The organism is Neobacillus drentensis NBRC 102427, assembly GCF_001591445.1.
Lineage (GTDB): Bacteria > Bacillota > Bacilli > Bacillales > Cytobacillaceae > Neobacillus > Neobacillus drentensis.
This window is the reverse complement of sequence record NZ_BCUX01000038.1, coordinates 16226-41066: the sequence shown is the minus strand read 5'-3', so window position 1 is coordinate 41066 and position 24841 is coordinate 16226. Positions and strand designations below refer to the sequence as shown.

24 protein-coding genes are annotated in these 24841 nt (G+C 40.1%); 19 read left to right on the top strand and 5 right to left on the bottom strand.

The features are described 5' to 3' along the window. Positions 1-5 precede the first annotated feature (5 nt). The 9 genes from BDR01S_RS17565 to BDR01S_RS17525 all read left to right on the top strand — a co-directional run bounded on the left by BDR01S_RS17565 (position 6) and on the right by BDR01S_RS17525 (position 8393). Positions 6-1352, top strand: coding sequence for a TadA family conjugal transfer-associated ATPase (locus BDR01S_RS17565; protein WP_066258697.1), 1347 nt, complete (start codon positions 6-8; stop codon positions 1350-1352). A 98-nt stretch (positions 1353-1450) separates the two neighbouring features. Then, positions 1451-2311 (top strand): type II secretion system F family protein, encoded by an 861-nt coding sequence (locus BDR01S_RS17560; protein ID WP_169801458.1) that lies wholly within the window; start codon positions 1451-1453, stop codon positions 2309-2311. Positions 2312-2315: 4 nt separating this feature from the next. Further along, the gene (locus BDR01S_RS17555; RefSeq protein ID WP_066258694.1) at positions 2316-3248 is read left to right on the top strand and encodes a type II secretion system F family protein; all 933 of its coding nucleotides are present in this window, start codon (positions 2316-2318) and stop codon (positions 3246-3248) included. Between the two features lie 37 nt (positions 3249-3285). Continuing rightward, positions 3286-3606, top strand: coding sequence for a helix-turn-helix domain-containing protein (locus BDR01S_RS17550; protein ID WP_066258692.1), 321 nt, complete (start codon positions 3286-3288; stop codon positions 3604-3606). A 185-nt stretch (positions 3607-3791) separates the two neighbouring features. Further along, positions 3792-4811, top strand: coding sequence for a polysaccharide deacetylase family protein (locus tag BDR01S_RS17545; RefSeq protein ID WP_066363269.1), 1020 nt, complete (start codon positions 3792-3794; stop codon positions 4809-4811). Between the two features lie 100 nt (positions 4812-4911). Continuing rightward, a complete protein-coding gene (locus tag BDR01S_RS17540) occupies positions 4912-5910 on the top strand; it encodes an AI-2E family transporter (protein ID WP_439951485.1) in 999 nt (332 codons plus the stop codon). Positions 5911-5976: 66 nt separating this feature from the next. Beyond that, positions 5977-6210, top strand: coding sequence for a group-specific protein (locus tag BDR01S_RS17535; protein ID WP_066258688.1), 234 nt, complete (start codon positions 5977-5979; stop codon positions 6208-6210). Between the two features lie 113 nt (positions 6211-6323). Further along, positions 6324-7298 (top strand): cation diffusion facilitator family transporter, encoded by a 975-nt coding sequence (locus BDR01S_RS17530; RefSeq protein WP_066258683.1) that lies wholly within the window; start codon positions 6324-6326, stop codon positions 7296-7298. A gap of 99 nt (positions 7299-7397) precedes the next feature. Beyond that, positions 7398-8393: a DUF3231 family protein gene (locus BDR01S_RS17525; protein WP_066258681.1), complete on the top strand. Its 996-nt coding sequence runs from the start codon at positions 7398-7400 to the stop codon at positions 8391-8393. Between the two features lie 64 nt (positions 8394-8457). Here the strand turns inward: BDR01S_RS17525 and BDR01S_RS17520 are convergent, their stop codons facing one another. After that, entirely contained in the window at positions 8458-8970 is a 513-nt protein-coding gene (locus BDR01S_RS17520) for an acyl-CoA thioesterase (RefSeq protein ID WP_066258679.1), read from the bottom strand. Between the two features lie 127 nt (positions 8971-9097). Here BDR01S_RS17520 and nadE point away from each other — a divergent pair, with 127 nt between their 5' ends. The 8 genes from nadE to BDR01S_RS17480 all read left to right on the top strand — a co-directional run bounded on the left by nadE (position 9098) and on the right by BDR01S_RS17480 (position 18817). After that, positions 9098-9919: an NAD(+) synthase gene (gene nadE, locus BDR01S_RS17515; RefSeq protein ID WP_066258678.1), complete on the top strand. Its 822-nt coding sequence runs from the start codon at positions 9098-9100 to the stop codon at positions 9917-9919. 164 nt (positions 9920-10083) lie between these two features. After that, positions 10084-11292 (top strand): membrane-associated sensor domain-containing protein, encoded by a 1209-nt coding sequence (locus tag BDR01S_RS17510; protein WP_066258677.1) that lies wholly within the window; start codon positions 10084-10086, stop codon positions 11290-11292. A 198-nt stretch (positions 11293-11490) separates the two neighbouring features. After that, positions 11491-12321 (top strand): amino acid ABC transporter substrate-binding protein, encoded by an 831-nt coding sequence (locus BDR01S_RS17505; RefSeq protein ID WP_280513225.1) that lies wholly within the window; start codon positions 11491-11493, stop codon positions 12319-12321. After that, entirely contained in the window at positions 12308-13006 is a 699-nt protein-coding gene (locus BDR01S_RS17500; RefSeq protein WP_066258675.1) for an amino acid ABC transporter permease, read from the top strand. The genes BDR01S_RS17505 and BDR01S_RS17500 overlap by 14 nt, the downstream gene beginning before the upstream one ends. A 15-nt stretch (positions 13007-13021) precedes the next feature. After that, positions 13022-13756: an amino acid ABC transporter ATP-binding protein gene (locus BDR01S_RS17495; RefSeq protein WP_066258674.1), complete on the top strand. Its 735-nt coding sequence runs from the start codon at positions 13022-13024 to the stop codon at positions 13754-13756. A 266-nt stretch (positions 13757-14022) separates the two neighbouring features. After that, positions 14023-14565, top strand: coding sequence for an NfeD family protein (locus BDR01S_RS17490; protein ID WP_066258673.1), 543 nt, complete (start codon positions 14023-14025; stop codon positions 14563-14565). 14 nt (positions 14566-14579) lie between these two features. Next, positions 14580-16094 (top strand): flotillin lipid rafts scaffold protein FloT, encoded by a 1515-nt coding sequence (gene floT / locus BDR01S_RS17485; RefSeq protein WP_066258671.1) that lies wholly within the window; start codon positions 14580-14582, stop codon positions 16092-16094. 329 nt (positions 16095-16423) lie between these two features. Continuing rightward, positions 16424-18817, top strand: a complete 2394-nt coding sequence (locus BDR01S_RS17480; RefSeq protein ID WP_066258670.1) for an immune inhibitor A domain-containing protein — start codon at positions 16424-16426, stop codon at positions 18815-18817. A 67-nt stretch (positions 18818-18884) separates the two neighbouring features. Here the strand turns inward: BDR01S_RS17480 and BDR01S_RS17475 are convergent, their stop codons facing one another. After that, on the bottom strand, positions 18885-20246 hold the full coding sequence (locus tag BDR01S_RS17475) for a sensor histidine kinase (protein WP_066258669.1): 1362 nt from the start codon (positions 20244-20246) through the stop codon (positions 18885-18887). Positions 20247-20602: 356 nt separating this feature from the next. Here BDR01S_RS17475 and BDR01S_RS17470 point away from each other — a divergent pair, with 356 nt between their 5' ends. Both BDR01S_RS17470 and BDR01S_RS17465 read left to right on the top strand, forming a co-directional pair. Continuing rightward, positions 20603-21313, top strand: a complete 711-nt coding sequence (locus tag BDR01S_RS17470) for a response regulator transcription factor (protein ID WP_066258667.1) — start codon at positions 20603-20605, stop codon at positions 21311-21313. Next, positions 21291-22664, top strand: a complete 1374-nt coding sequence (locus tag BDR01S_RS17465) for a HAMP domain-containing sensor histidine kinase (RefSeq protein ID WP_066258666.1) — start codon at positions 21291-21293, stop codon at positions 22662-22664. Before BDR01S_RS17470 ends, BDR01S_RS17465 begins: the two co-directional genes overlap by 23 nt. Positions 22665-22788: 124 nt before the next feature. On the opposite strand, the gene BDR01S_RS17460 is transcribed toward BDR01S_RS17465, so the two are convergent. From BDR01S_RS17460 to BDR01S_RS17450, 3 genes are all read right to left on the bottom strand, one after another. Continuing rightward, positions 22789-23235, bottom strand: coding sequence for a carboxymuconolactone decarboxylase family protein (locus tag BDR01S_RS17460; protein ID WP_066258663.1), 447 nt, complete (start codon positions 23233-23235; stop codon positions 22789-22791). Positions 23236-23395: 160 nt separating this feature from the next. Next, positions 23396-24139 (bottom strand): ABC transporter ATP-binding protein, encoded by a 744-nt coding sequence (locus BDR01S_RS17455; RefSeq protein WP_066258661.1) that lies wholly within the window; start codon positions 24137-24139, stop codon positions 23396-23398. Further along, the gene (locus BDR01S_RS17450; RefSeq protein WP_066258659.1) at positions 24136-24834 is read right to left on the bottom strand and encodes an ABC transporter permease; all 699 of its coding nucleotides are present in this window, start codon (positions 24832-24834) and stop codon (positions 24136-24138) included. Before BDR01S_RS17450 ends, BDR01S_RS17455 begins: the two co-directional genes overlap by 4 nt. Positions 24835-24841: the final 7 nt, after the last annotated feature.

The window sequence follows — 24841 nt, the reverse complement described above, 5'->3', positions numbered from 1 at the left end:
GGATCGTGTCATTATTTAAACGTTATATCGAAGGATCTACGATAACTCCAAACAAGGAGGTTCCAGAGTTTTCTGTTCCGAAAAAGTCGCAGGAATTTTGGGAAATAGAAGCCGAACTTCACAATCACTTGTTAGACGAATTGAAAAAATATCCTGGACAGAGCAAAGAAGCGGAAAAAAGCAAAATAGAGGAACTGGGATCCGCGTTCTTTGACCAAGAAGGCGGAAGACTGACGTTTGAAGAAAAGCAAGAAATTTTGCATTACGTGAAGGATGAGCTTCTTGCTTATGGACCGATAACCCCACTATTAGAAAATCCTTTAATAAGTGAGGTTATGGTTAATAACTACAATGAGATTTACTATGAAAGAAAAGGTAAGGTTTACCGTAGTGAACTGAATTTTATCGATAACCAGCATGTCATGCGTGTCATCGAACGAATTGTCTCACCAATTGGTCGTCGGATAGATGAGAGTTCACCCATGGTGGATGCCCGTCTGCCAGATGGCTCACGTGTGAATGCCATCATTCCTCCACTTGCCTTAAAAGGACCGTGTTTAACGATACGTAAGTTCTCCGATACTCCGTTTACGATAAAAGATTTGGTTCAGTTTGGAACCTTATCGAAGGATATGGCTGATTTTCTAGAGGTTTGTGTGAAATCAAGGCTCAATGTCTTTATCAGCGGGGGGACAGGGTCAGGAAAAACTTCAACGCTAAATGTGTTATCTTCGTTTATTCCCAATGACGACCGGATTGTTACGATTGAGGATGCTGCTGAGCTTAAGCTTAATCAGGAACATATCATTGCACTTGAATCACGGCCCCCAAATATTGAAGGGAAAGGTCAAATCACAATTCGGGATTTAGTCCGTAACGCTCTCAGGATGCGTCCAGATCGAATTGTGGTCGGCGAGGTACGTGGTGCCGAGGCATTAGATATGCTCCAAGCCATGAATACTGGTCATGACGGTGGTTTGAGTACCGGGCATGCCAATTCTCCACGTGACATTCTGTCCCGCTTGGAAACAATGGTATTGATGGCGGGTTATGAACTTCCGGTTAAGGCAATCCGCGAACAAATTGCCAATGCGATTGATTTAATTGTTCATCAATCAAGAATGAAGGATGGGACAAGGAAAATCACGCATATCACTGAGGTGTTAGGATTAGAGGGAGAAACAATTGTCCTTCAGGATCTATATCTATATAAGGAATCGGGCATTAGCGATGATGGTCGAATAGAAGGGAAATTTACGAGTTCTGGAATTCGTCCAAGGTTCACAGAGCAACTTGAATTGAATGGCTACAAGTTACCAGCTTCATGGTTTGTTGGAGAGTGGCAGCCATGAAAATAGCCCTTTTATTGCTGGTAATATTTAGTTTTGTCACTGCTTTGATCTTTCTTTTCTTAAGTGGATATTCACGTAATAAAAGGATGAATAACCGCATGAAAGAATTTTTACCCTCTCAGCTAGTGGCTGAAACGAGCAATCAACAAGAAAAAGGACACTCATTATTTAAGCGCTTTTTCGATGCTATTGCGAATATCTTTAAAGATGTTCAATTTAGTGAGAGTACGGAGAAAATTTTATTAGAAGCTGGTAGTAAATTAAAGCCTGAAGAGTTTTTTGCGCTAAGAATTCTCGTTCCGGCAGGTAGTGGGGTCATTGCTGGCTTAATTGGACTGCCTTGGTATCTTATTTTGATTGTCATAATCATTGGATTCATCCTCCCGATGAATTTGATAAAAAGAAAAAGAAGGATACGGTTAGCGAAGGTAAACTATCAATTAATTGAAGTATTGGGGACGATGGCTAATTCGATGCGGGCGGGCTTCAGCTTCATGCAGGCGATGCAGCTAGTCGGTAAGGAAATACCTGACCCGATTGGGCCAGAATTTGAACGGGTGGTTCGCCAGGCGGGATTGGGGATGCCGGTGGATGATGTTTTTACAGACTTAGTGAAGCGCTTGCCCAATAAAGAATTGGATGTGGTTGTCCAAGCAATCCTTGCTCAAAGGCAGAGCGGCGGCAATTTAGCTGAACTGTTGGAAACCATGGAAGAAACCATTAGAGGCAGGGTGCGGATTTTGGAAGAATTGAAAACAATGACCGCACAAGGAAGGATGTCCTCATGGATTATTACCTTGCTGCCAGTCGCACTTGGTTTATATTTAGGACTGGTAAACTGGGATTACTTCGCTCCAATGTTGCAGCACCCCTTGGGCTGGACGATGATTTTTGTTGGGGCAACCGCAAATATCATCGGCTGGTTAATTATCCAGAAAATTATCCGAATCGAGGTGTAGGACAATGCTGGATTTGATTCTTATTTTTCTATTAGCAGGGTTTGTGACCACTGTTCTGGCAGGAATCTTGTTAACTGTTTTTAAAAGGCAAATTGCAGTCAATGAACGAGTAAACATGTATTTTAGTAAACCATCAAAAAAACAAAATGAGGATGAATTGAATGGAAGGAAGAGAATAACCTTAAGTGGATTATTCACTAGTTATTGGAAAAAGGGAACTGAAAAGTTAAATCAGAAGGTGTCTAAAGAAGAGAGAAAGAGGCTAGATATGCTGTTAAGGGACGCAGGCTATCCCTTTAAATCTGCGATTGATTTCCGACTTTTTCAAATCGTATTAAGTGTTGGAATGGGCTTGCCTGTTTTCCTCCTTATTTTACCCGCTTCAGAAAACAAAATGCTGGCTTGGCTGATGATTATAACCATCGCCTTTTTGGGATTCCGACTCCCAGTGTTTTACCTTGGGAAAAAGAAGACAGCGCGAATTCATGCGATTAATCTTTCGATGCCTGACTTTTTTGATACGGTAAACCTGTTGCTTGAGGCTGGGATGGGTCTTGATTTAGCTTTGGCTGAGGTCTCTAAAAAAATTAAGGGGCCACTCGCCGATGAGTTTTTTCAAACCTTAGAGGATATGAAACTGGGTAAATCAAGAAGGGAAGCTTTTTACGATCTTCGGAAACGTGTCCCATCTGATTCATTTCAAAGTATCATTACCTCGCTCATTCAGGCAGACCAGCTTGGAATAGGGATGGCGAAGGTCTTGGGGAATCTAACGGTACGCGTTCGCGAGCAGCGCCGCGAGGCAGCGCGCGAGCAGGCGATGAAAGCACCGGTGAAAATGCTGTTTCCAATGGTGTTTTTCATCTTTCCTTCCTTATTTATTGTGATACTTGGTCCATTAGTCATACAGTTGGTGACAAAGGGACTTGGCGGTTAATCTGAAAGGCTTGGGGTACAAAGGAGAGATTTGATGGATGGAAATATACTTAAAAAGGTTACGACAAGAAAAGGGATATTCATTAACAAAGTTGGGTAAACTCACGGGAATTTCAAAATCCTATTTAAGTTTGCTCGAAAGGGGGATTCAAAAAAATCCCAGTATTGAAATCATTGAAAAAATAGCCAAAGTGCTCAAAGTCGATATGAATTATTTGATTTTGCCAACAGAAAATAAAAGTCCCTATAGAAGTACATTAAAATTAGAAATTAGTTTATCTGAAGACGATATGAATCGGAAAAAGTTAAAGCAAATTCAGGAATTAATCAGCTTATTAGGAAAAGAGGAAACAGAGTAAAAATCAAAAAAGCCACTCGTATGGCTTTTTTTGTTGAGCAAAAATAGGGGAAGTAGCTAAGCGTGTAAGCAGACTCGTGATATATTACTTATATTGTAATAATTTAATAGTTTGGTAACACTTTGGTAAAAAAATCGTCTATAATGGAGAAAGAAATATAAAAAACATCAAAGAGGGATTGATCAATGGGGATCTTTAAAAGCAATTGGTCGAAGGGGACGTTAATTGCCGTCATTGGGGTTACTTTATTGTTTGTAGGAATTTTTATTGGTAATTATTTCCAAGTAAAAGCTGTTGGCAAGGAATCTAGAATTCCTCCAAAAAATGAAGCTACAAATCTGCCAATGAAGAAAAATGTATCAACAGAAATGATTGTTCGGAACACAAACGATTTAAAGTTAGAAAAAGAAATGATGAGAAAGAAACAAGAGGAAGCCGTGATTTGGAGAAATAACCAAGAACGAGAGTCAAGTAAAGTGCCAAACCCTACTACTACAGATATAGCCGCGGCACATTCCACTACAAAAGATAACACTACTTCTCAGCCACCGACAAAGGAATCTAATGCAACTCCGTCTAAACAACAAAATACACAACCTAGCAAAAGTGGGAAGAAAATAGTCTATTTAACATTTGATGATGGTCCTGCAGCTTTTTCTGATCAGATTATCGAGCTGCTTGAAAAATATCAATTTAAAGCTACATTCTTTATGATTGACGGAAATATACGCAGATATCCAGAAGCAGTTAAACTAATGACCGAATCAGGAGAAACGGTTGGATTACATAGTGTATCTCATAGTCAAAAGAAATTTTATAAATCTAAAAAAACAGTGCTCAGTGAATTAACCCAAAACCGAAACACGTTAGAGGAAGTGGCTGGTGTCAATTCTTTCATTATGAGGACCCCTTACGGAAGCGCCCCAAACATGACTCCCGAGTATAAAAAGGCCGTTAAGGAAAACGGGTATGTAATGTGGGACTGGAATATTGATAGTAAGGATTGGTACTATAAGGATAAACGCTATGTCGACAGTGTCATCGCGCAAATTAAACAAAAGAAAGACCAGAATGGACCACTTGTTATCCTTTTACACGAGCGAAAGGAAACACTTGCCCATTTGCCCATGCTTCTGGATTATTTAAAGAAACAAGGATATGAAGGTAAACCAATTGAAAAAACCACTCCGCCTGTTCAATTTTGAAATAAGACAAAATACGTGCCGATTTGATATAATAACGTTAGGATAAATATTTTTTCATGTGATTTATAGTGAAGATAATGGGGATCGATAATGGCCTATGATGAATAAATTATTGCAGAGCACAGGTTTCAAGAGAATATCAATTTTTGTCGTCATTGCTATTGCTATTTATGCAATGAAGTCGATGATTAATTTAATTTTACTGACGTTTATATTTGCCTTTTTAATGGATCGCTTAGTGCAATTCATTGAAAGAAAGATACCGCTTAACAGAAAGTTAATTGTTGTGATATCGTATGCAAGCATTGTCGGTCTGCTTTCTTATGGCTTGGTCATGTACCTGCCAATGATTTCAGGAGAAATTACTGCCTTAATCAAGCAGTTAACTGCCTTCTATACAACGAAGCATGATAATATTGTGCTGAATTACCTGATGAATCGAATGGAAGAAATAAAAATCTCTAGCTATTTAGAGCAAGGCTTTACCTTTGTCTTAAAATACTTTACGGATATTAGTAAAATTGGGTTGCAAATTTTATTGTCACTGCTAATGAGTTTGTTCTTCCTGTTAGAAAAACCGCGTTTGATTGAGTTTACAAAGAAATTCAGAACCAGTAAGGTTGCACCTATTTATTCTGAAATTGAATTTTTTGCACGGAAATTTGTAGGAACATTTGGTAAAGTCATTGAAGCGCAACTTATCATTGCTGTCGTGAATTGTATTTTGACAACCATTTCCTTATGGATATTGGACTTTCCACAGCTTGGCGGATTATCGATCATGATTTTCATTTTAGGACTGATTCCGGTTGCAGGAGTGATAATTTCGATGATTCCCCTTGCAATCATTGCGTACAGTATCGGTGGTTTGATCAAAGTCCTTTATGTCGGTATTGCGATTATGATTATTCATGGAATTGAAGCCTATATTCTTAATCCAAATCTAATGAGTTCCAAAACAAATCTTCCGGTTTTCTATACATTCCTTGTCTTGATTTTCTCTGAGCACTTTTTTGGGGTATGGGGATTGATCGTCGGAATTCCCGTCTTTGTTTTCTTGCTGGATGTATTAGAAGTGACCGAGAGTAAGAAGCGATAATAAAAAGCCCATTTGTGGGCTTTTTTGTTTATACTAAAAATATAAACCATTAAGGAGGATGACAATTTGAGCGAATGCAAATTAGATCATACCCATGAAGATGTAAAGAGTAAATACGAATCGATTGCTGCTTTTTTGCCTGAGGATATGAAGCCATTATTTATTCAATTCTTTGAAAAAGAGCATACACAGGACCTTTTGAACGAGATGTTCCATTTGCTGAAAAAATATGATTTAGCTACAGAAGAGGAACAAGCTAATAGAAACAACCGCTTATATTTGGTGCTGAAAAACGTATAAGGATCGGGGCCCCTTAATAAATGGGGCCTTGTTTATTTTTATTTTTTATAATGAAAAGGGTATTTGTTGAAAATATTAAGATAAGCAAAGTTATTTAAAGAAAAGAGGATACGATGGGAGAATTATTTCAATTATTAAAACGTGGCAATAAATCGGCTATGCTGGCGGCAATCATTAATACAATTATTTCGATTATTAAAGGTGTAGCTTTTATGTATACAGGCAATGTGGCCATGTTTGCTGAAACAATGCACAGTCTTGGCGATGCCGCGAATCAGTTCTTTGTTTTTGTCGGTTCTGCTTTAAGTAAGAAGGCACCGACGGAAAAATATCCAAATGGGTTTGGCCGGTTAGTCAACTTGGTACTTTTAGGTGCAGTACTGATTGTCGGAATTATGGCGTTTGAAACGATTAAAGAAGGCTACCATCATGTGATTCATCCAACCGAGTCAGGTGGTTTTGCTATTAATATTATCGTGTTAGCCGTAGCTACATTACTAGAAACCTTTGTCTTGTTTAAAGCAATGAAAGAGATTTTACATGATATCGAGATAGAAGCAAGCGGACTTCAGGTGTTTACGAAAAGTTTGGCCAATTTGGGAAGAGCTAAACCGGCGACAAAGCTGGTTTTCATGGAGGATCTTGTCGCAACCTTAGGAGGCTTGTTAGCGATTATTGCTGTCGTCATTTCTCGCTTTACAGGCTTCCATCAAATCGAGGGACTCGCTTCTATGCTTATTGGGGCCATGATGTTCTTTGTGGTGGGCAGGGTATTTTTGGACAATGCGGCAGGAGTTCTTGGACAAGCAGATGAAGAAATGGAAAATAGAATTGGCGTCATGGTCATGGAAGATCCAGATGTAAAGGATATTCAAGGGATAACCGTTATTAAGGAGGGGGAGGACCTGCATGTCGAGCTAGAAATCGAAGTGGACCCGAAATTAACGGTTGCTGCGGCGGATGATATTAAAGACCGTTTACACGAAAGAATTATGGCCGAAAAAGGCGTCGTCGATGTCACGATTGAGTTTGATGAAGAAGATGAAGTCATGTCTTGGAAGGCACGAACTGAGTCAACTGTAGATTAGAGATATAGAAGCAACTTGGAAGGCTTCTCTTGACGGACGAATAAAGCGCTTTTTAAGTGGAATTCTATTCTTATGAGTGATTTAGGAGGTAGGGTAAGGATGGAACACAAAATACGGTTGACCAGTGCGGAAATCGGTGGACTATGGGCTATCTATATTCAAGAGAATCTGTCTGTTTGTTTACTTACCTATTTTCTTCATCACAATCAAGATGAAGAGATTAAAAAACTTCTCCAACAGGCATATGAAATTTCGGAGGGACATGTTCAGAAGGTCACGACTATTTTAAATGATGAAGGTATTCCCATCCCTGATGGATTTTCAGAAAAGGATCTTAATTTAGAAGCACCGCCATTATTTTATGATATGTTTGGCCTCAGTTTCGTTTATTCGATGAGCCGTATGAGTATGATTAACACAGGGTTTATAACGGTAAATGTGGCAAGAAAAGATGTGATGGATTTTTTTGTTACGATGGTCCAGCAAACCTCGATGTTATATCAGCAATCCACTAACCTTATGCTCTCGAAGGGAATCTACGATCGTCCGCCGATGATACCCTATCCAAAAGAAGTGAAATATATTGAAAAACTGTCCTATTTAAGTGGATTCGGGAAAAAAAGGCCAATAAATGTGGCTGAAATTACAGAAATCTTTTTTAATACGGAGCGGAATTATTTTTCAATCCTCCTATGTATGGGGTTACTTCAAGTAGTTAAAGACAAGGAGATACATAAATATATTGAGGATGGCAAGAAAATATCTGAAAGGCAAATCAAAACTTTTAATGATATTCTAATGAGAGAAGAATTACTTGGGAATATATCAGCAAGTATCGAAGTGACAGATTCAACGGTTTCTCCTTTTTCCGATCGGCTTATAGTCACGCTTTTCCATTCATTGAACGCAATTGATATCGCGCTTATCGGCCATGCGTTATCATTATCCATGAGATCAGACCTGGCTGCTTATTATCAAAAGTACATTTTAGAAATTTTGGTTTATTCGGCTAAGGGGTTTGATCTAATGGTCGATCGCGGCTGGGCCCAGTTGCCGCCACATGCACCAAGTCGAAGGGATCTACAGAAATTGTAAGGTTCGCGAATTTCGCGAACCTTTTCTGCGCATGCGCTTTTCTTAACGGGCGCGTGCGCTTTTCTTATTCCCAAGGTTTATGTACTGTCAGCACGCTTGCCAGTTCTTTGCTGTTTTTTCTGTGGACTTTCCGTTTTTCGGCTCGTACTTTTCTTGTTTCATACAGCTTTTTTTCCTCTTCGGTTTCCGGGACGATTCCTGGGACTTTGGTTGGCTTTCCATTGTCATCCAGTGCGACAAACGTTAAAAAGGCGGTCGCGGCAATTTTTCTGTCACCGGACATTAGATTCTCGGCAATCACTTTGACGAAGATCTCCATCGAGGATGTTCCTGTTGACGAGACATACGTTTCGATGCAAACCGAATCCTTTGGTGTAATTGGACTAAGAAAGTCGACCGAATCAATCGAAGCGGTGACACATTCTGCTCTGGAATGTCTGACTGCCGAAATAGACGCAATCATATCAATATCACTGATTAACTTTCCACCGAACAAGGTATTATGGTTATTTACATCATTAGGAAAAATCCGACTTGTTCTCACAACTCGAGATTCATTACATGTTTTTGTTTCCATCCAATTCCTCCAAGAATCGTTTATTATAATTTACCCAGTTCACTAACTTTCTTGTCGTTTTTAGTGAAAAAGAGACATTTGTGGTACATTATTTACTATATCAATTGTTTGTCAGGAGGGAAACTAAATGGGATTACAAGAACAGATCATGAACGAGTTAAACATTAATCCAACCATTCAACCACAAGAGGAGATTCGGAAGCGGATTGATTTTTTGAAAAATTACATATTCAAGACAAAGGCTAAGGGATATGTGCTGGGGATTAGCGGCGGCCAAGATTCTTCGCTGGCAGGCCGCCTCGCTCAACTGGCGGTAGAGGAACTGCGCAACGAAGGAGTGGATGCATTATTTATTGCTGTTCGGCTTCCTTACGGAGTCCAGCAGGATGAGGAAGATGCGAAGCGGTCCTTAGCCTTTATCTGTGCCGACCGGGAGACGGTCTATAACATTAAAACAGCGGTAGATGACGTTCAAAAAGAATATGATGCTAGTTATCAAGGGGCGCCGTTAAGCGATTATCAAAAAGGAAATGTGAAGGCCAGAATGAGAATGATTGCACAATATGCAATTGGCGGAATGGAAGGACTCCTCGTGATCGGGACTGACCATGCAGCCGAGGCAGTTACTGGCTTTTATACAAAATATGGCGATGGAGGGGCTGACATCCTTCCGCTAAGCGGCTTAACGAAGCGGCAGGGGAAAGCCTTGTTAAAAGAGCTCGGTGCAGAGGAACGCTTATATTTAAAAATTCCAACGGCAGACTTACTAGACCAAAAACCTGGTCAGGCCGATGAAACGGAATTAGGAATTACTTACGATGAACTCGATGACTATCTGGAAGGAAAGTCTGTTTCCAAAGAGACTGCAGAGAAAATTGAACAACGGTATCTGATGAGCAAACATAAACGCCATCTTCCAGCCACCATGTTTGACGAGTGGTGGAAGTAAGTAGAAATATCCAAGAGATTGCCGCGCGTGCAGTCTCTTTTTTATTGTAATAGGAAATATTTTCAAAAAATTCATAAAAAGTCTATATTTATTCAGATTATTACGAGCAATCAGCTTTTATAATGAAATAAACAAATATTTCGTAATAAAGGGGGTGTAATGGTTTGAATTCGAGTTTAACAGAGGGCAAATTTCTTATTTACTCAACATTAGCAGTGCTTCTCCTGGTGGCTATCCATATTTTCCAACCTCAAATATACGCCATTTATAATCCTAAAAATTACGTTGGTTTTCATACACTTCTAGAGTCTTTCAGTATTTCCATTTCAGCAGCCATCATGTTATATGGGCTAAAACAATTTGGAGTGACAAGATCCAGTCGGATGCTTCTCATGACATTTACGTTTTTCTTAGTTGGGACCCTTGATTTGCTCCATACATTATCCTTTAAAAATATGCCCTATTTTATTACGGAAAGTTCCATTGCAAAAGCAACCTGGTTTTGGGTTTCCGCTAGATTCCTTCAAGCACTATTCATATTTTTAATCCTCCTGATCCCGGATCGGAAATTAACTAGAGATTACCGAGTGGCAGCCATTATCTTAGGCTATATCATCATAGGTTCCATTTCTTTCATGGTTATTCATTATGAAAATAATCTGCCGTTGCTTGTCGTTGAAGGAAAAGGAACTACGTATTTAAAAAATGGAATCGAGTATGTAGTAAGTATTATTCAATTCGGTTCATTACTCCTTACTTTATATCAATACCACCTAGAAAAAAGTGAAGAAAAATTAGCGATGGCACTAGCCATTGTCTTTCTACTATTAACAGAATTAGTTTTTACTATCTACCAGAGTGTATTTGATTTGGATAACTTCTCGGGTCATATCTTTAAAGCACTTGGTTTCTATTTCATCTTGAAAAGCTTCTATTTTGCACCCACAAAGGATAAAAGCTCCCAAAACGAACAGAGGACCAACAAGTTATTAACCGAACTTCCTGGTTTTATTTTTACAGCTGTTAAAAAAGGTAATGACTTTATTCTGACAGTTATCGAAGGAGATTTACTCCGTCAACTAGGGTTAAACCATGAGGAACTGGCCTCAAGGCCGCTAACAGAGGTTTTCTCGCCGAATAGAGGGACCTTGAATGATTATTGTCATCTTTCCTTCCGACTTCAAGAAAGCATCCGCTTTGAAATAGATTTCATGGAAAAGACTTTGCTTATTTCCATTAAACCAATTCTTGAAGATGGACAGAAAGAGACAATAATCGGAACGGTTATTGATATGACGGGAATCCATCACTTTCCCGTGCCAAGAAAAAATGAAAAAACAGACATGCGAAATAGTCAAAAAGTAGTCATGTAATCCATTTTTTACGGCCAAAGAAAAGTTTTATCAATATAATAAAATCCCCAGCCTATCAGAATTCCGCTGATAGGTTTTTATTTTATAAAAAGGGGCAAAATAAAATTGAATTCGTTCACAGCATTTCCTTTGACAGATGTCGAACTGTGTAATATGATTAATTCCGACAAAAACAATCAGAATTAGGGGGTTTCATCAGTGAAAAAACTAACAATTATTTTTGCACTCTTATTAAGCTTTATGGTTGTGCTAGCAGCATGCGGCAAGGATAATACCAATAAAGATAATAAAACAACAGACAATAAGACTGCTGAAAAGGCAAAGAATGATTTATTGAAATCGGTTAAAGACAAAGGAACGCTGTTAATAGGAACAGAAGGTACATATCCTCCCTTCACTTTCCATGATGCAAGTGGCAATCTAACTGGATTTGATGTGGACCTTGCGACTGAGGTTGCTAAACGGATCGGGGTTAAACCTGAATTTAAGGAAACACAGTGGGATGCAATGTTTGCTGGTTTAGATGCCAAGCGTTTTGATATGATTGCGAACGAAGTTGGGATCCGTCCAGACCGTCAGGAAAAGTATGATTTCTCAGACCCGTACATTACTTCAGCAGGTGTCCTGATTGCTCATAAAGATAATGATAAAGTGAAAGCATTTGAAGATATTAAAGGATTAAATGCTGCTCAATCGTTGACAAGTAATTACGGAGATATGGCTAAGAAATATGGAGCTAAGCTGGTTGGAGTGGATGGTTTCCAACAAGCCGTTGAGCTTCTTGCTCAAAAACGTGTCGATGTGACGATTAATGATAAGCTTTCATTTTTAGACTATAAAAAGCAAAAGCCAGATGCGCCAATCAAAGTGGTAGCTACCGCGAATGACGCTTCTTCAAGCGCCTTTATGTTTAGAAAGAAAAGCGACACACTTGTGGATGAAGTAAATAAAGCACTAAAAGATATCATCGATGATGGTACTTACAAAAAAATCTCTGAGAAATGGTTTGGTGAAGATGTACTTAAATAGTATTTTTGCTGATCCAGAAAGAATGGACAGGTTAATTGAAATTGCAAAGACTTCCCTCCAGCCGCTGCTGGAGGGTGCTGTTATGAATACCATTCCATTAACGATTATTTCATTTATCATTGGGATTATTCTGGCGGTGTTAACGGCTCTTGCCCGAATTTCTCAGAGTAAATTCTTTCAAGGGATTGCCAGATTTTATGTTTCGGCGATTCGCGGAACGCCATTGTTGGTGCAGTTATTCATCATTTTTTATGGACTTCCGAATATCGGAGTTACCTTGGATCCATTTATTTCAGCAGTGATTGGTTTTTCGCTGAGTGTCGGAGCCTATGCTTCAGAAATCATTCGAGCTGCGATTATCTCCATTCCTAAGGGTCAGTGGGAAGCCGGTTATTCGATTGGAATGACCTATACCCAGGCGTTAAAAAGGATCATTCTTCCCCAGGCAGCAAGAGTATCCATCCCGCCATTATCGAATTCATTTATCAGTCTTGTAAAAGATACTTCTCTTGCGTCAGTTGTCCTTGTAACAGAGATGTTTCGCCGGGCCCAAGAAATTGCTTCAACCACCTATGAGTTTTTATTGGTATACGTAGAGGCAGCGCTTCTTTATTGGGTCATTTGCTTTTTCCTATCGATCTTGCAAGGATACTTGGAAAAGAGAATGGACCGGTACACGTCTTAATGAGGGAGTTTTACGATGATTTCAATTAAAGGATTATATAAGCAATTTGGTCAATTAGAGGTGCTAAAAGGTATTGACTTAGTCGTTGAAAAGGGAAAAGTGGTTGTTGTCATCGGTCCGTCGGGTTCAGGAAAAACCACGATGCTTAGATGCTTGAATGTGCTCGAAACTCCGACTAAAGGTGTTATTTCTATTGAGGGTCAAAGCATGGACTTTTCTAAAGCTGTACCGAAAAAAAATATTGCTTCGTTTCGGCGCTTAACTGGAATGGTTTTTCAAAGCTATAATCTCTTCCCTCACAAAACAGCTCTTCAGAATGTCATGGAAGGGCCGATAATTGTTAAAGGTGAGAGTAAAGATGAGGCTCAGAAAAAAGCCAAAGCACTCCTTGAAAAAGTCGGACTTGGTGATAAAATTGATTTCTATCCCGCCCAGCTTTCTGGCGGTCAGCAGCAGCGTGTCGGCATTGCAAGGGCACTGGCAATGGAGCCTGAAGTAATGCTTTTTGATGAGCCGACGTCCGCACTAGATCCGGAGCTGGTTGGTGAAGTATTGAAAGTCATGAAGGACCTTGCCAGTGAAGGCATGACGATGATTGTTGTGACCCATGAAATGCGCTTTGCCCGTGAAGCGGCCGATGAAGTGATATTCATGGATCAAGGTGTGATTGTCGAAAGAAACAAGCCAGAAGAAATTTTTACCCATCCAAAAGAAGAACGAACAAGGAAGTTCTTGAATATGATTCAATAAGGTGTTGTAGCCATGTGCTATGGCACTTTTTTATTTTTATGGCGAAAAGTTCATAGTTTCTCCTTATTAACACGGCAGGAATTCGACAAGTTTTATCGAAATTGTAATAAATCTGGTAATATTTTAGAAAAAGTGAAACTTTTCCATAATTTAATCGTAAGTAAGTTATATACATAAGAAAGGACAGATGCTTATGGATGAGGAGTGGTGGTTACCTACCAAAATGAAACTGTAGTTTTTAAAATGAATAAGAAGGATTGATGCGTATGGAACCTTTCAGCATTCCTTTAGAAACGATTTATTTATATGGGTTAATCATTTCCGGAATATTAACCTTTGTTTATGTCTTGTTTGCCGATGTCTTTCATTTTCATGGGCCTGGAGACGGACTCGATTTTCTTAACCCTGTCCTAATCTTTGCATTCGTGACAATTCTATCTGCAAGTGGTTATTTATTTGAGCGGCTTTCATCTATTCATTATTTACTCATTCTAGGTATTTCAGCTGTTGCGGCTTTGATCGTTGTGACGTTATTAAATGTCTTTGTTCTCGTCCCATTGTCTGGTGCGGAGGAGTCACTGGTCTATAAAGAATCGGATTTACAGGGCAGGGTTGGAACAGTAATTACCTCGATTCCGGCTGATGGCTTTGGTGAAGTCATGATTGACAGTACAAGTGGAAGAATTGCGAAACCGGCATTAAGCTTTGATGGGGACTCGATTCCCAATGGTACGAGTGTCCTTGTGGTCCAGGTGAAAAATGGGGTTTTAGAAGTAACGATTCATCATCAATTAGAGAGTTTTTTATAGGGGGTTTTTAGGAGATGGAATTTAATTTTATTTGGGTGATTATCGGAATTGTTGTTCTTATTCTGGTTGCACTAATTGGCGTTTTTATTACAAAATACAGAACAGCAGGACCGGATGAGGCCTTGATTGTGACAGGAAGCTTCCTGGGCAACGGAAATGTCCACGTGGACGAATCCGGAAACAAAATCAAAATTATCCGCGGCGGCGGTACGTTTATTTTGCCAGTCTTCCAACAGGCAAAACCGCTAAGCTTACTATCTAGTAAACTGGAAGTAACGACTCCTGAGGTCTATACAGAACAAGGTGTGCCCGTCATGGCCGATGGGGTAGCGATTATTAAAATCGGCGGCTCGATCAGCGAAATTGCGACTGCTGCTGAGCAGTATCTTGGAAAGCCGAAGGAAGACCGCGAAAGTGAGGCCCGGGAAGTCCTTGAAGGCCACTTGCGTTCAATTCTTGGCTCTATGACCGTTGAAGAAATCTATAAAAATCGCGATAAATTTTCACAAGAGGTTCAAAGGGTTGCCTCGCAGGACTTGGCTAAAATGGGCTTAGTGATTGTTTCGTTCACGATTAAGGATGTTCGTGATAAAAATGGTTATCTTGATTCCCTCGGTAAACCGCGGATCGCGCAAGTAAAACGGGATGCTGATATTGCTACAGCTGAAGCAGATAAAGAAACTCGGATTAAAAAAGCAGAAGCATCTAAGGAAGCAAAGCGGAATGAATTAGAACGGGCAACAGAAATTGCCGAGGCGGAAAAAATCAATCAATTAAAAATTGCCGAATACCGCCGTGAACAAGATGTCGCCAAAGCACGTGCTGACCAAGCCTACGATCTTGAAAGTGCACGTTCAAAGCAAGAAGTAATGGAACAGGAGATGCAAATCAAGATTATTGAAAGACAGAAACAAATTGAATTGGAAGAAAAAGAAATTCAGCGCCGCGAGCGCCAATACGATTCGGAAGTAAAGAAAAAAGCGGATGCCGACCGTTATTCTGTTGAGCAATCTGCGGCCGCAAATAAGGCTAAGGAAATGGCAGAAGCCGAAGCGAATAAATATCGAATTGAAGCGATGGCGAAAGCGGAAGCCGAGCGGATTCGTTTAGATGGTCTGGCGAAAGCGGAAGCACAAAAGGCGCAGGGCTCGACGGAAGCAGAGATTATTCGCCTCAAAGGGTTAGCAGAAGCGGAAGCAAAAGAAAAAATCGCCGAAGCGTTCGAGCAATTCGGTCAGGCTGCGATTCTGGATATGGTCATCAAAATGCTGCCTGAATACGCGAAGCAAGTCGCAGCCCCATTATCCAATATTGATAAAATTACCGTTGTCGATACGGGCGGTTCTAGTGAGAATGGCGGTGCCAATAAAATCACCAGCTATGCCACCAACCTAATGGCTAGCCTCCAAGAATCATTAAAGGCCTCAAGTGGAATTGATGTCAAAGAATTAATTGAAAACTACTCCGGCAAGTCGAATGTTAGAAAAAGCATTGAGGAATTAACCCAAGAAGTTAAAAAAGCTGAATAGCATAAGAAAATCCTTATCAAAATCTGATAAGGATTTTTTTGTATTGTTTTTGTAGGTAAATAGAATTAAATTCCGAAAACCGAAATAAAGTGGTTTTTGTATAAAAAAGGAATTTTTGTTCGTTTTTTACTATAGACCTACTACGAAACCAGGGTAAAATCACTAGAATATCTGGGTGATTATGGATATTTTTATTAAAATATACCTAGTTTTTTACCTTAATTACATAAAATTTAAAATATTTACAATATTAAACATTCTTGTTAAAATTCGAATCAGACTCTTCAGAAAACATTCGACACCATATTAATAATTAGGGGGCTACATAGTTGAAGAAGAAAAGCGGCTTAAAGGTCTTTTCCAGCGTCGCAGCTACTACACTACTAGCGACGACATTATTTGCAGGCACATTTGCTGGGCCGAAAGCATCACCGGTGTCGGCCAAACAATTCTCTGCGGCAGAATCTGCTCCACTTGACCTGAATATTATTGATCAGGACAGGCTGGCAAAAGCGTTACAGAAAAGAGGTCTAATTTCTAAGAATGCTAGTCAGGCAGAAGTAACAAAAGCAGTAAAAGCTTATATCAAAAAGAAGCAAGCTGGAAAGCCTGGCAAAACTGACAAAGCTCTGACTAAAGAACAAAAGGCTTTTGACAAAAAAGCAAAGGACTTCGTCACAAAGCAAAAAGACAAGCTTACCAAGCAGCTTGCTAAAGGGCATGAAAACTTTAAAAAAGGCAAGCCTACTGGTGCCGTTAAAGTTGATTCTGCTAAACAAGCGGGCTATAACGGAGATGTTCGTGAGGATAAGGTGCTCGTATTACTAGTAGAGTATGCAGACTTTAAACACAATAACATTGACCAAGAACCGGGTTATATGTTTGCAAACGACTTTAACAAAGAGCATTATGAAAAAATGCTATTTGGCGATAAAGATTTCACTCTTTTCAATGGTGATAAAGTAAAGACCTTTAAACAGTATTATGAAGAGCAGTCTGGCGGCAGCTACACAGTTGACGGTACCATTTCTGATTGGTTGACAGTACCGGGAAACTTCGCAGACTACGGAAGTGACAACCCTGAAGGTGGTCACGATAACAAGCCAGGAACAAAAGGTCCGCGCGGCCTTGTAAAGGATGCATTGAATGCAGCTGTTGCAAAAGGAATGAATTTAGCAGATTACGATCAATTTGATCTGTATGACCTTGATGGCGACGGAAATCAAAATGAGCCTGACGGCTTGGTTGACCACTTGATGGTTCTTCACGCTGGTGTCGGCCAGGAAGCTGGCGGCGGAGCTTTAGGTGATGACGCAATTTGGTCACACCGCTGGGTTTTAAATGGAGTTTATCCAGTTGCAAACACAAATGCACAAGTTGATTATTGGGGTGGTAAAATGGCTGCCTATGACTACACTATTGAACCTGAAGACGGTGCAGTCGGCGTATTCGCACACGAATTCGGTCATGATTTAGGTGCTCCAGATGAGTATGACACTCAATATTCTGGCAATGGTGATACTGTTTCTCAATGGTCAATCATGAGCGGCGGAAGCTGGAACGGTAAGATTGCCGGTACAGAAGCACCAAGCTTCTCACCACAAGTGAAAGAATTCTATCAAAAAACAATTGGCGGGAACTGGGCTAATATTATGGAAGTAAACTATGAAAATATCGATAAAAATGGCCTTGCAGCTGTTATTGACCAGAGTGTTACCAAGTCAAAGAACCCGGGTATTGTCAAGGTAAACCTGCCTAATAAAAAGGTTCCTGGAATTGCCCCAGCGTTTGGTGCTAAGTACTATTACAGTACAAAAGGTGATAGCCTTGATACGGTACTGGAAACTCCAGTATTTGATTTAACAAATGCTACTTCAGCCACATTTGATTACAAACAATGGTACGAAGTCGAAACTGACTACGACTACCTAACTGTAAATGCAATAACTGAAGATGGCAAGAGCGTAGAACTAGATGTCATTGGGGATGAAAACACTGCAGGTGGTTTGGATACATCACAAGGCAAGTGGTTAGATAAATCCCTTGATTTAACTCAATTTGCTGGCAAAAAGGTTAAACTAGTATTCAACTATGTTACAGATGGTGGTCTTGCTCCAAACGGTTTTGCAATGGATAACCTTCAATTAACTGTTGATGGTGCTGTGAAATTCTCAGATGATGCTGAAGGCGATGCTAAAGTAACACTAAAGGGTTTCGAAGTATCTGACGGATGGATTAACAAGCCACATTACTATTACCTTGAGTGGAGAAACTACTCTGGCTCAGATACAGCATTGCAATTCTCTCGCGGTGTTAAGTATAATACTGGTTTAGTAGTTTGGTATGGTGATGATACGTTTACTGATAACTGGACAGGAATTCACCCGGGGGAAGGCTTCCTGAACGTAGTCGATGCGCATCCTGAAGCGATCATGGGTACATTAAATGGCAAGCCATCTACTAATCAAAGTGTAAGATACCAGGTTGCCGATGCAGCATTCTCCTTAGACAAGGCACCTGCTTGGTATATTGATTCACCGTCTCGAGGAATCTATGATTACAAAGGCCTTCCAGGTGTAACTGAATTTGATTCTACAAAGACTTACATGAACACAATCATTCCTGATGCCGGTGTTAAAGTACCAGCTCAGTATCCACTTAAGGTTCAAGTCATCGGTGAGGCGAAAGACAACTCCGCTGGTGCCGTTTGGGTCCATAAGTAAGATTTGATTTATAAATAAAAAAGGGAAAGACACTGTGTAAGCCTGGTGTCTTTCCCTTTTTTATTGCCTATAAAATAATCTCAAATTCTGTCCCACTATTCGGGCTGCTCTTTACCGTAATTGTGCCCTTGTGAGCCTCCACTAATTGTTTCACAATCGACAGCCCCAGCCCTGTTCCACCGAGTGCACGAGTTCTGGATTTATCAACCCGATAGAACCTTTCAAAAATTCGTGGTAAATCCTCTTCAGGAATACCCTTTCCTTCATCTTTTAACGTCATATGAATCCTTTCGTTTATCAAAGCTACATCGATGAAAATGCTTGTATTGGGTTCCGAATATTTCCGGGCATTATCAAGCAAATTTAAGATTACTTGCTCAAAGCGCACAGGGTCAATTTGAGCGTAGAGATCATCTGGACACTCAAGGTGGAGAATCATTCGATTCTCCTGGAGAGCGGGAGAAACTTTTTCAATCATCATTTCAAAATAAGGTAATAAATGAACCTCTTCTTTTTCAATCGGAAAAGTATTTTCATCCATTTTTGCAAGATTAAATAATTCCTTCACAAGTGTCGCCAGCTTGTCGGTCTCTTCAACAATAATTCCTAAATATTTTTCCCTGTCCTCATTATTAGTTTCTTGACGGCGAGCAATGTCAGCGTAGCCCTTAATATAAGTCAGCGGTGTACGGAGTTCGTGCGAAATGCTTGCTAGGAACTCATTCCGTTCATTTTTTAGAATTTCTAAATCATTTGCTAACACCTTAATAGATTCGCCAAGCTCTCCGATTTCGTCTGTGCCGAGCTTTGGCAGGGATACAGTGAAATCACCCTTGCTGATCCGTTTCGTTGCTTCATTCATTTGAATAAGCGGGTGCGTGACAAACCTTGTCAAAAAGACAATAATAATAATCATAAACAGAACAGAAAGCAGACCTGCAATCAAGAAATGCCGGTTAAGTCCTGAAATCATTTCTTTGATTTTTTGTGTAGTTTGGAACATATAGACATAAGCTGTGATTTTCTTCCCAACGGTTACTGGACTGATGGAGGCAATAAAGGGAGCATTTTTCCAGTCGTCTTCTAAGATTAATCCCTCATGCGGAATATTTTTCGGGACTGATTTTATGATTTTTTTCATTTCATCTGTAACCTTATTGGACGACATAAAGATCGTTCCATCTGGCTTGGTTAAGATGACTTGCATATCCGTACTTGCTTCCATCATCGCGATGTGTCTGATCGTATCATCATGGAAAGAAGCTTCAAGGATTTCGCTGTGATTATTTCCACGTGTCTGGAGTGAAAATAGCTCTTCATGGACCCTGGAATGAATGATATTATTATGCAGAAAAAACATCGAAATACATTCAAGGATAAAAATGGCAATAAAAAATAGTCCAGCTATTTTAACAGATATTTTATTCATATCAACCTACACCTCACTCCTTTAAGCATACATTATAGTTTGCCGCAGGAGTGCTTCATTTTGTATCGGGTTTTTTAATAATCAAAAAAAATAGGCGCCCCATCGACCGGGACGCCTGCACTATATAAAAAAGAGAGGTTAAATTTGGGATGAGTAAGATGGTTGGGAACCAAATACTGCATCGATGAGGTACTAACAAAAACTTGGGAGTCCTTTTAGTTATTACCTCATTCCTAACTACACTCACATCTTACCGAGAAAGATTGAAGATGTTATGAAGAACTTGTGGTGAATTTGTGAAGTTACAAACATCACAGACTTGAAATGATATAGTTATTATGTGGGGAGTGGTAAAAATGAAGATATTATTAGTAGACGATGAACGTAGAATCATAGAAGTTCTTGATGCCTATTTAGTAAGAGAAGGCTATGAAATTCATAGCGCCGATAATGGAATCGATGCCTTGAAAAAAGTAAAAACACTAAACCCTGACTTAATTATATTAGATTTAATGCTGCCCGACATTTCTGGTGAAGAAGTTTGCCGCCTTGTTCGTAAAGAATCGGACGTACCCATTCTCATGCTGACCGCCAAGTCAGCTGAAGATGACCGCATCAACGGGATCGTCATGGGGGCAGATGATTATTTAACCAAGCCGTTTAGCCCGCGCGAAGTTGTTGTTCGTGTTCAGGCCATTTTAAGACGTGTGAAGAAGACGGAGAAAGTGGAACGACTTGAATTCAATCGTAAAAAGCTGGTCATCGACTTAATAAAAAAAGAAGTAACCGTTAACGGAGACTACATTACCTTAACACCAATTGAATATAAGCTGTTAACCAATATGGCAGTGAATCCGGGCCGGGTATACAGCCGGATGGATCTGCTTGAAAAGATACAGGATGAAGGCATGTATTATGAAGGCTATGAACGCAGTGTCGATACTCATATCAAAAATCTTCGGAAAAAAATTGAGATAGATTCACGGCAGCCAGATTTTATTGTGACAGTTTTCGGGATGGGGTACAAATTTGGAGGGGTATTAGATGCTGCAAACGCTCCGGTCTAAAATACTCTTCTATTTAATACTCATCTCGATGATTGGGATTATTATTGTCAGCTTTTTTATCCAGTACGGTTTTGAAGAAAGTTTTAGCAGCTATTTAGATCGCAATCGGGAAAAAAAGATTGATCGAATTATCACCGAAATTGAAAAGGATTATCAACTAAATGGTCATTTTACCAGTGACCCGGTATTTGGCCTTTTGCACGAACATGCGATGACCGAGCAGCTTTATTTTCAATTGTATGATCGCCTCGGTCAATTGCAAATGGATTCTTCGAATATCCGGGGTTTGTTAAATAGCTTCGGGTTAGCTGAACCTGCTCCAAACGGGGAAGAGTGGCATTCCCAGACCTATACACTGAGGGTCGATAATCAGGTCATTGGAAAACTCGTCGCCATCTATCCGAAGGGCTTAATTGATGATGAATATACGTTTATCCAAACGATTCAATTGTACATTTATGCTGCCGTTTGTTTGACGATCGTGCTGGCGATTGTTTTTAGTATGCTTTTTTCGAAAAAGCTCACCTCCAGTTTACAGAAGCTATCATTTGCGGCAAATGAGCTGCAGAATCATAATCTTGACATTCGAATCCCTTTATCAGGCTTGCCAACGGAGGTAAAGGACATTGCCATCTCCTTTAATAATCTCGCGGTGTCGTTAGCCAAAGAAGAGAACCTAAGAAAGCATTTTACCGGCGATTTGGCGCATGAACTCCGCACACCGCTCGCGACACTCCGAAGTCAGATTGAAGCGTTTCAGGACGGCATTTGGGAGCCGACTCCGCAGCGATTGCAGACCACGCATGAAGAGCTAATGCGGTTAGTCAGACTGGTTAATGAATTAGAAAAGCTGCTCGCAGCTGAAAATCCCCAGATTCGACTTGAAAAAATTGAATTAGATGCAGGAAGTGTACTGGCAGCTTTATTTGAGATGTTTCTACCATTGTTTAAAGAGAAAGGTGTTCAGCTCCAGATTGAAGAACCAGCTCAGGATGAACTGTTTGAGGCTGATAAGGATCGCTTGATGCAAATCCTCTCGAACATCCTTAATAATGCCCTAAAGTATACACCGGCAGGAAAAAATGTCACCATTTCTGTAGAAACCAATATGGACGGCTATGTTGGCTTCAAGATTCAAGACGAAGGCTCAGGAATGGCGGGGGACGATATCCCTCATATATTTGAACGCTTTTATCGCGGCGATAAATCACGAGACCGCAAAACGGGAGGAGTCGGGATTGGCCTCTCCATTGTAAAAGCTTTAATGGATGCGCATAAGGGCGTCATTAAAGTAAAAAGCAAGTTAAATAAAGGTACGAGCGTTACCTTGTGGTTTCCGAAGGAAGATTAACGCTAAATAACACAACAGAAGACTGTACAGTATTTTGTGGCCAAGAAAAGAAAAATAGAAGTAAAAGTCATTCTAAAAAATGGCATCTTCCTACAAAGGAGGGTGCCATTTTTCTACTGATTTTCTACTTAGCTTCAGTTGCAAAATTTCCCATTGAAATGGAGAGCCGATTCCAACTGTTAATTTGATTGATCAAAATAACAAGATCTACATACTCTTTTTCACTAAAATGTGTACGCACCCGATTATAAAGATCGTCAGGTACATGTTTAGTTGGAACTAACGTCACATGTTCAGTCAATTCTAATGCCAATTTTTCAGCATCTGTGTAGAAATCGCAATCACTCCATGCGCTGACGCAGTATAAACGCTGTTCTGTTTCACCCATTTTTCGAGCGTCAGAGGTATGCATATTAATACAAAATGCACAGCCATTTATTTGAGAAGCACGGATTTTAACTAGTTCACGGAGTTTGCGGTCTATTCCAGTAGATTTAGTATACTTCTCCATTTCCATCATAATCTTAAGTGCATCAGATGCTACTTCATAATAATTAATGCGTTGTTCCATTTCGATTCCTCCTAAAATATAGTGATCTTTTATATTATCCTAAAACAGGAACGTATATTCCTATAATATGGCTCATTCTAAATTAAGGCAAGATTAGACTTATCGCCCTTGATAATTAATTGAGTCAATAAAAAAAACAGCTCCACACCGGAACTGTTAATTAGCGTGCTACAGGATAAAACTTTTTCCACTCATTTAGGAAGGAGACGGTGGAAGAATTCGGATGTTCGAGCACTCGTGGAGTAGGTCCGACTTGTTTTATTTCACCGTTTACGATGATGGCAAGCTTCGTCGTTAGGAAATGGATCTCCATCAAATCATGGCTGACAAACACGGTCGTTGTTTGAGCCTCTTCGATAATACCTTTGAAATCCTCCATTAACCTTATTTTTGTAGGAAAATCTAAAGCAGAAAAGGGTTCATCTAAAAACAGAATCTCAGGTTCGACAATCATTGCTCGTGCTAAGTTGACCCGTTGTGCCTCGCCACCGGATAAATAAAGCGCATTTTTTTTCGCTAGGTGACTGACTGCAAACAATTCCATCCATTGTTCTACTTTTTCCTTGATGATCGATTTGGGGACTTTTCTTAAGGTTAGACCAATCGCAATATTATCAAAAACGGTTCCATCTAAAAGCAAAGACTGTTGGAGCGCAATTGAGAACTTCCTTCGCAACTCAAGCGGTGCATTTCCGTTAGGAATGGCCTGCCCGCGGTAAAGGACTTCACCACTCGTTTGTTGATCAAGAAATGCCAGCACCTTGAGGAGCGTACTTTTTCCTGCGCCATTGGGACCCATGATGCCGAGAAATTCTCCCGTCTCAATCTGAAATTCAGGAATATCAAGGATCATTTTACGCTGCGCTTGATAGGTTAGCTTTTTCAACTCTAGTAATGGGCTCATGATATTCGCTTCCTTTGCTGTAAAAATGTTAACGCTGCCGTAATTAACAGGGCAACCGATAATAGTATGAACGAGAGTGCTAAGGCAATATCAAAATTCCCTTTTGAAACCTCCATCACAATCGTCGTCGTTAAGATACGCGTGTCACCTTGGATATTGCCGCCAACCATCATCGCGGCACCAACCTCAGCTATGACCCGGCCAAACCCGGCCATGATGGCAGCTAAAATAGCGATTTTCAATTGCTTGATGAGTAACCATAATGTCTGTACTTTCGTTGCGCCTAGGGCCTTTATTTGTAAAAGCATTTTTTCACTGATTTGCTGAAAAGCCGTGCAGGTCAGACTCGTGACAATCGGTAAACTGACTAAAATTTGGGCCATGACAATTGCTGTGGGGGAATAAAGAAGGGTTAGTCCGCCTAAAGGACCTGAGCGCCATAACAGCATCGTAATCCAAAGTCCGGCGACGACTGGTGGCAGCCCTAAACCGATATTGATGAACATTAAAAGAAGTCTCCGGCCTTTGAATCTAGTTAATCCCAGAAAAATACCCAGTGGTAGTCCGATGAGAGTACTAATCAGAATGGAAATAAGACAAACTTTAAGAGTGAGCCAGGTAATCGCAAATACTTCTTGATCACCGGAAAGGATCATGTCTATCGCTTTTTTCAGTCCATCAATGAGTAAGTCCATCTCTAGT

What these genes read in the sequence shown, in the direction of transcription:
- BDR01S_RS17560 (WP_169801458.1), top strand. Translation starts at nt 1,451, where the DNA reads ATGAAAGAATTTTTACCCTCTCAGCTAGTGGCTGAAACGAGCAATCAA.
- BDR01S_RS17555 (WP_066258694.1), top strand. Translation starts at nt 2,316, where the DNA reads ATGCTGGATTTGATTCTTATTTTTCTATTAGCAGGGTTTGTGACCACT.
- BDR01S_RS17550 (WP_066258692.1), top strand. Translation starts at nt 3,286, where the DNA reads ATGGAAATATACTTAAAAAGGTTACGACAAGAAAAGGGATATTCATTA.
- BDR01S_RS17545 (WP_066363269.1), top strand. Translation starts at nt 3,792, where the DNA reads ATGGGGATCTTTAAAAGCAATTGGTCGAAGGGGACGTTAATTGCCGTC.
- BDR01S_RS17540 (WP_439951485.1), top strand. Translation starts at nt 4,912, where the DNA reads ATGAATAAATTATTGCAGAGCACAGGTTTCAAGAGAATATCAATTTTT.
- BDR01S_RS17530 (WP_066258683.1), top strand. Translation starts at nt 6,324, where the DNA reads ATGGGAGAATTATTTCAATTATTAAAACGTGGCAATAAATCGGCTATG.
- BDR01S_RS17525 (WP_066258681.1), top strand. Translation starts at nt 7,398, where the DNA reads ATGGAACACAAAATACGGTTGACCAGTGCGGAAATCGGTGGACTATGG.
- BDR01S_RS17520 (WP_066258679.1), bottom strand. Translation starts at nt 8,970, where the DNA reads ATGGAAACAAAAACATGTAATGAATCTCGAGTTGTGAGAACAAGTCGG.
- nadE (WP_066258678.1), top strand. Translation starts at nt 9,098, where the DNA reads ATGGGATTACAAGAACAGATCATGAACGAGTTAAACATTAATCCAACC.
- BDR01S_RS17500 (WP_066258675.1), top strand. Translation starts at nt 12,308, where the DNA reads ATGTACTTAAATAGTATTTTTGCTGATCCAGAAAGAATGGACAGGTTA.
- BDR01S_RS17495 (WP_066258674.1), top strand. Translation starts at nt 13,022, where the DNA reads ATGATTTCAATTAAAGGATTATATAAGCAATTTGGTCAATTAGAGGTG.
- BDR01S_RS17490 (WP_066258673.1), top strand. Translation starts at nt 14,023, where the DNA reads ATGGAACCTTTCAGCATTCCTTTAGAAACGATTTATTTATATGGGTTA.
- floT (WP_066258671.1), top strand. Translation starts at nt 14,580, where the DNA reads ATGGAATTTAATTTTATTTGGGTGATTATCGGAATTGTTGTTCTTATT.
- BDR01S_RS17475 (WP_066258669.1), bottom strand. Translation starts at nt 20,246, where the DNA reads ATGAATAAAATATCTGTTAAAATAGCTGGACTATTTTTTATTGCCATT.
- BDR01S_RS17470 (WP_066258667.1), top strand. Translation starts at nt 20,603, where the DNA reads ATGAAGATATTATTAGTAGACGATGAACGTAGAATCATAGAAGTTCTT.
- BDR01S_RS17465 (WP_066258666.1), top strand. Translation starts at nt 21,291, where the DNA reads ATGCTGCAAACGCTCCGGTCTAAAATACTCTTCTATTTAATACTCATC.
- BDR01S_RS17460 (WP_066258663.1), bottom strand. Translation starts at nt 23,235, where the DNA reads ATGGAACAACGCATTAATTATTATGAAGTAGCATCTGATGCACTTAAG.
- BDR01S_RS17455 (WP_066258661.1), bottom strand. Translation starts at nt 24,139, where the DNA reads ATGAGCCCATTACTAGAGTTGAAAAAGCTAACCTATCAAGCGCAGCGT.
- BDR01S_RS17450 (WP_066258659.1), bottom strand. Translation starts at nt 24,834, where the DNA reads ATGGACTTACTCATTGATGGACTGAAAAAAGCGATAGACATGATCCTT.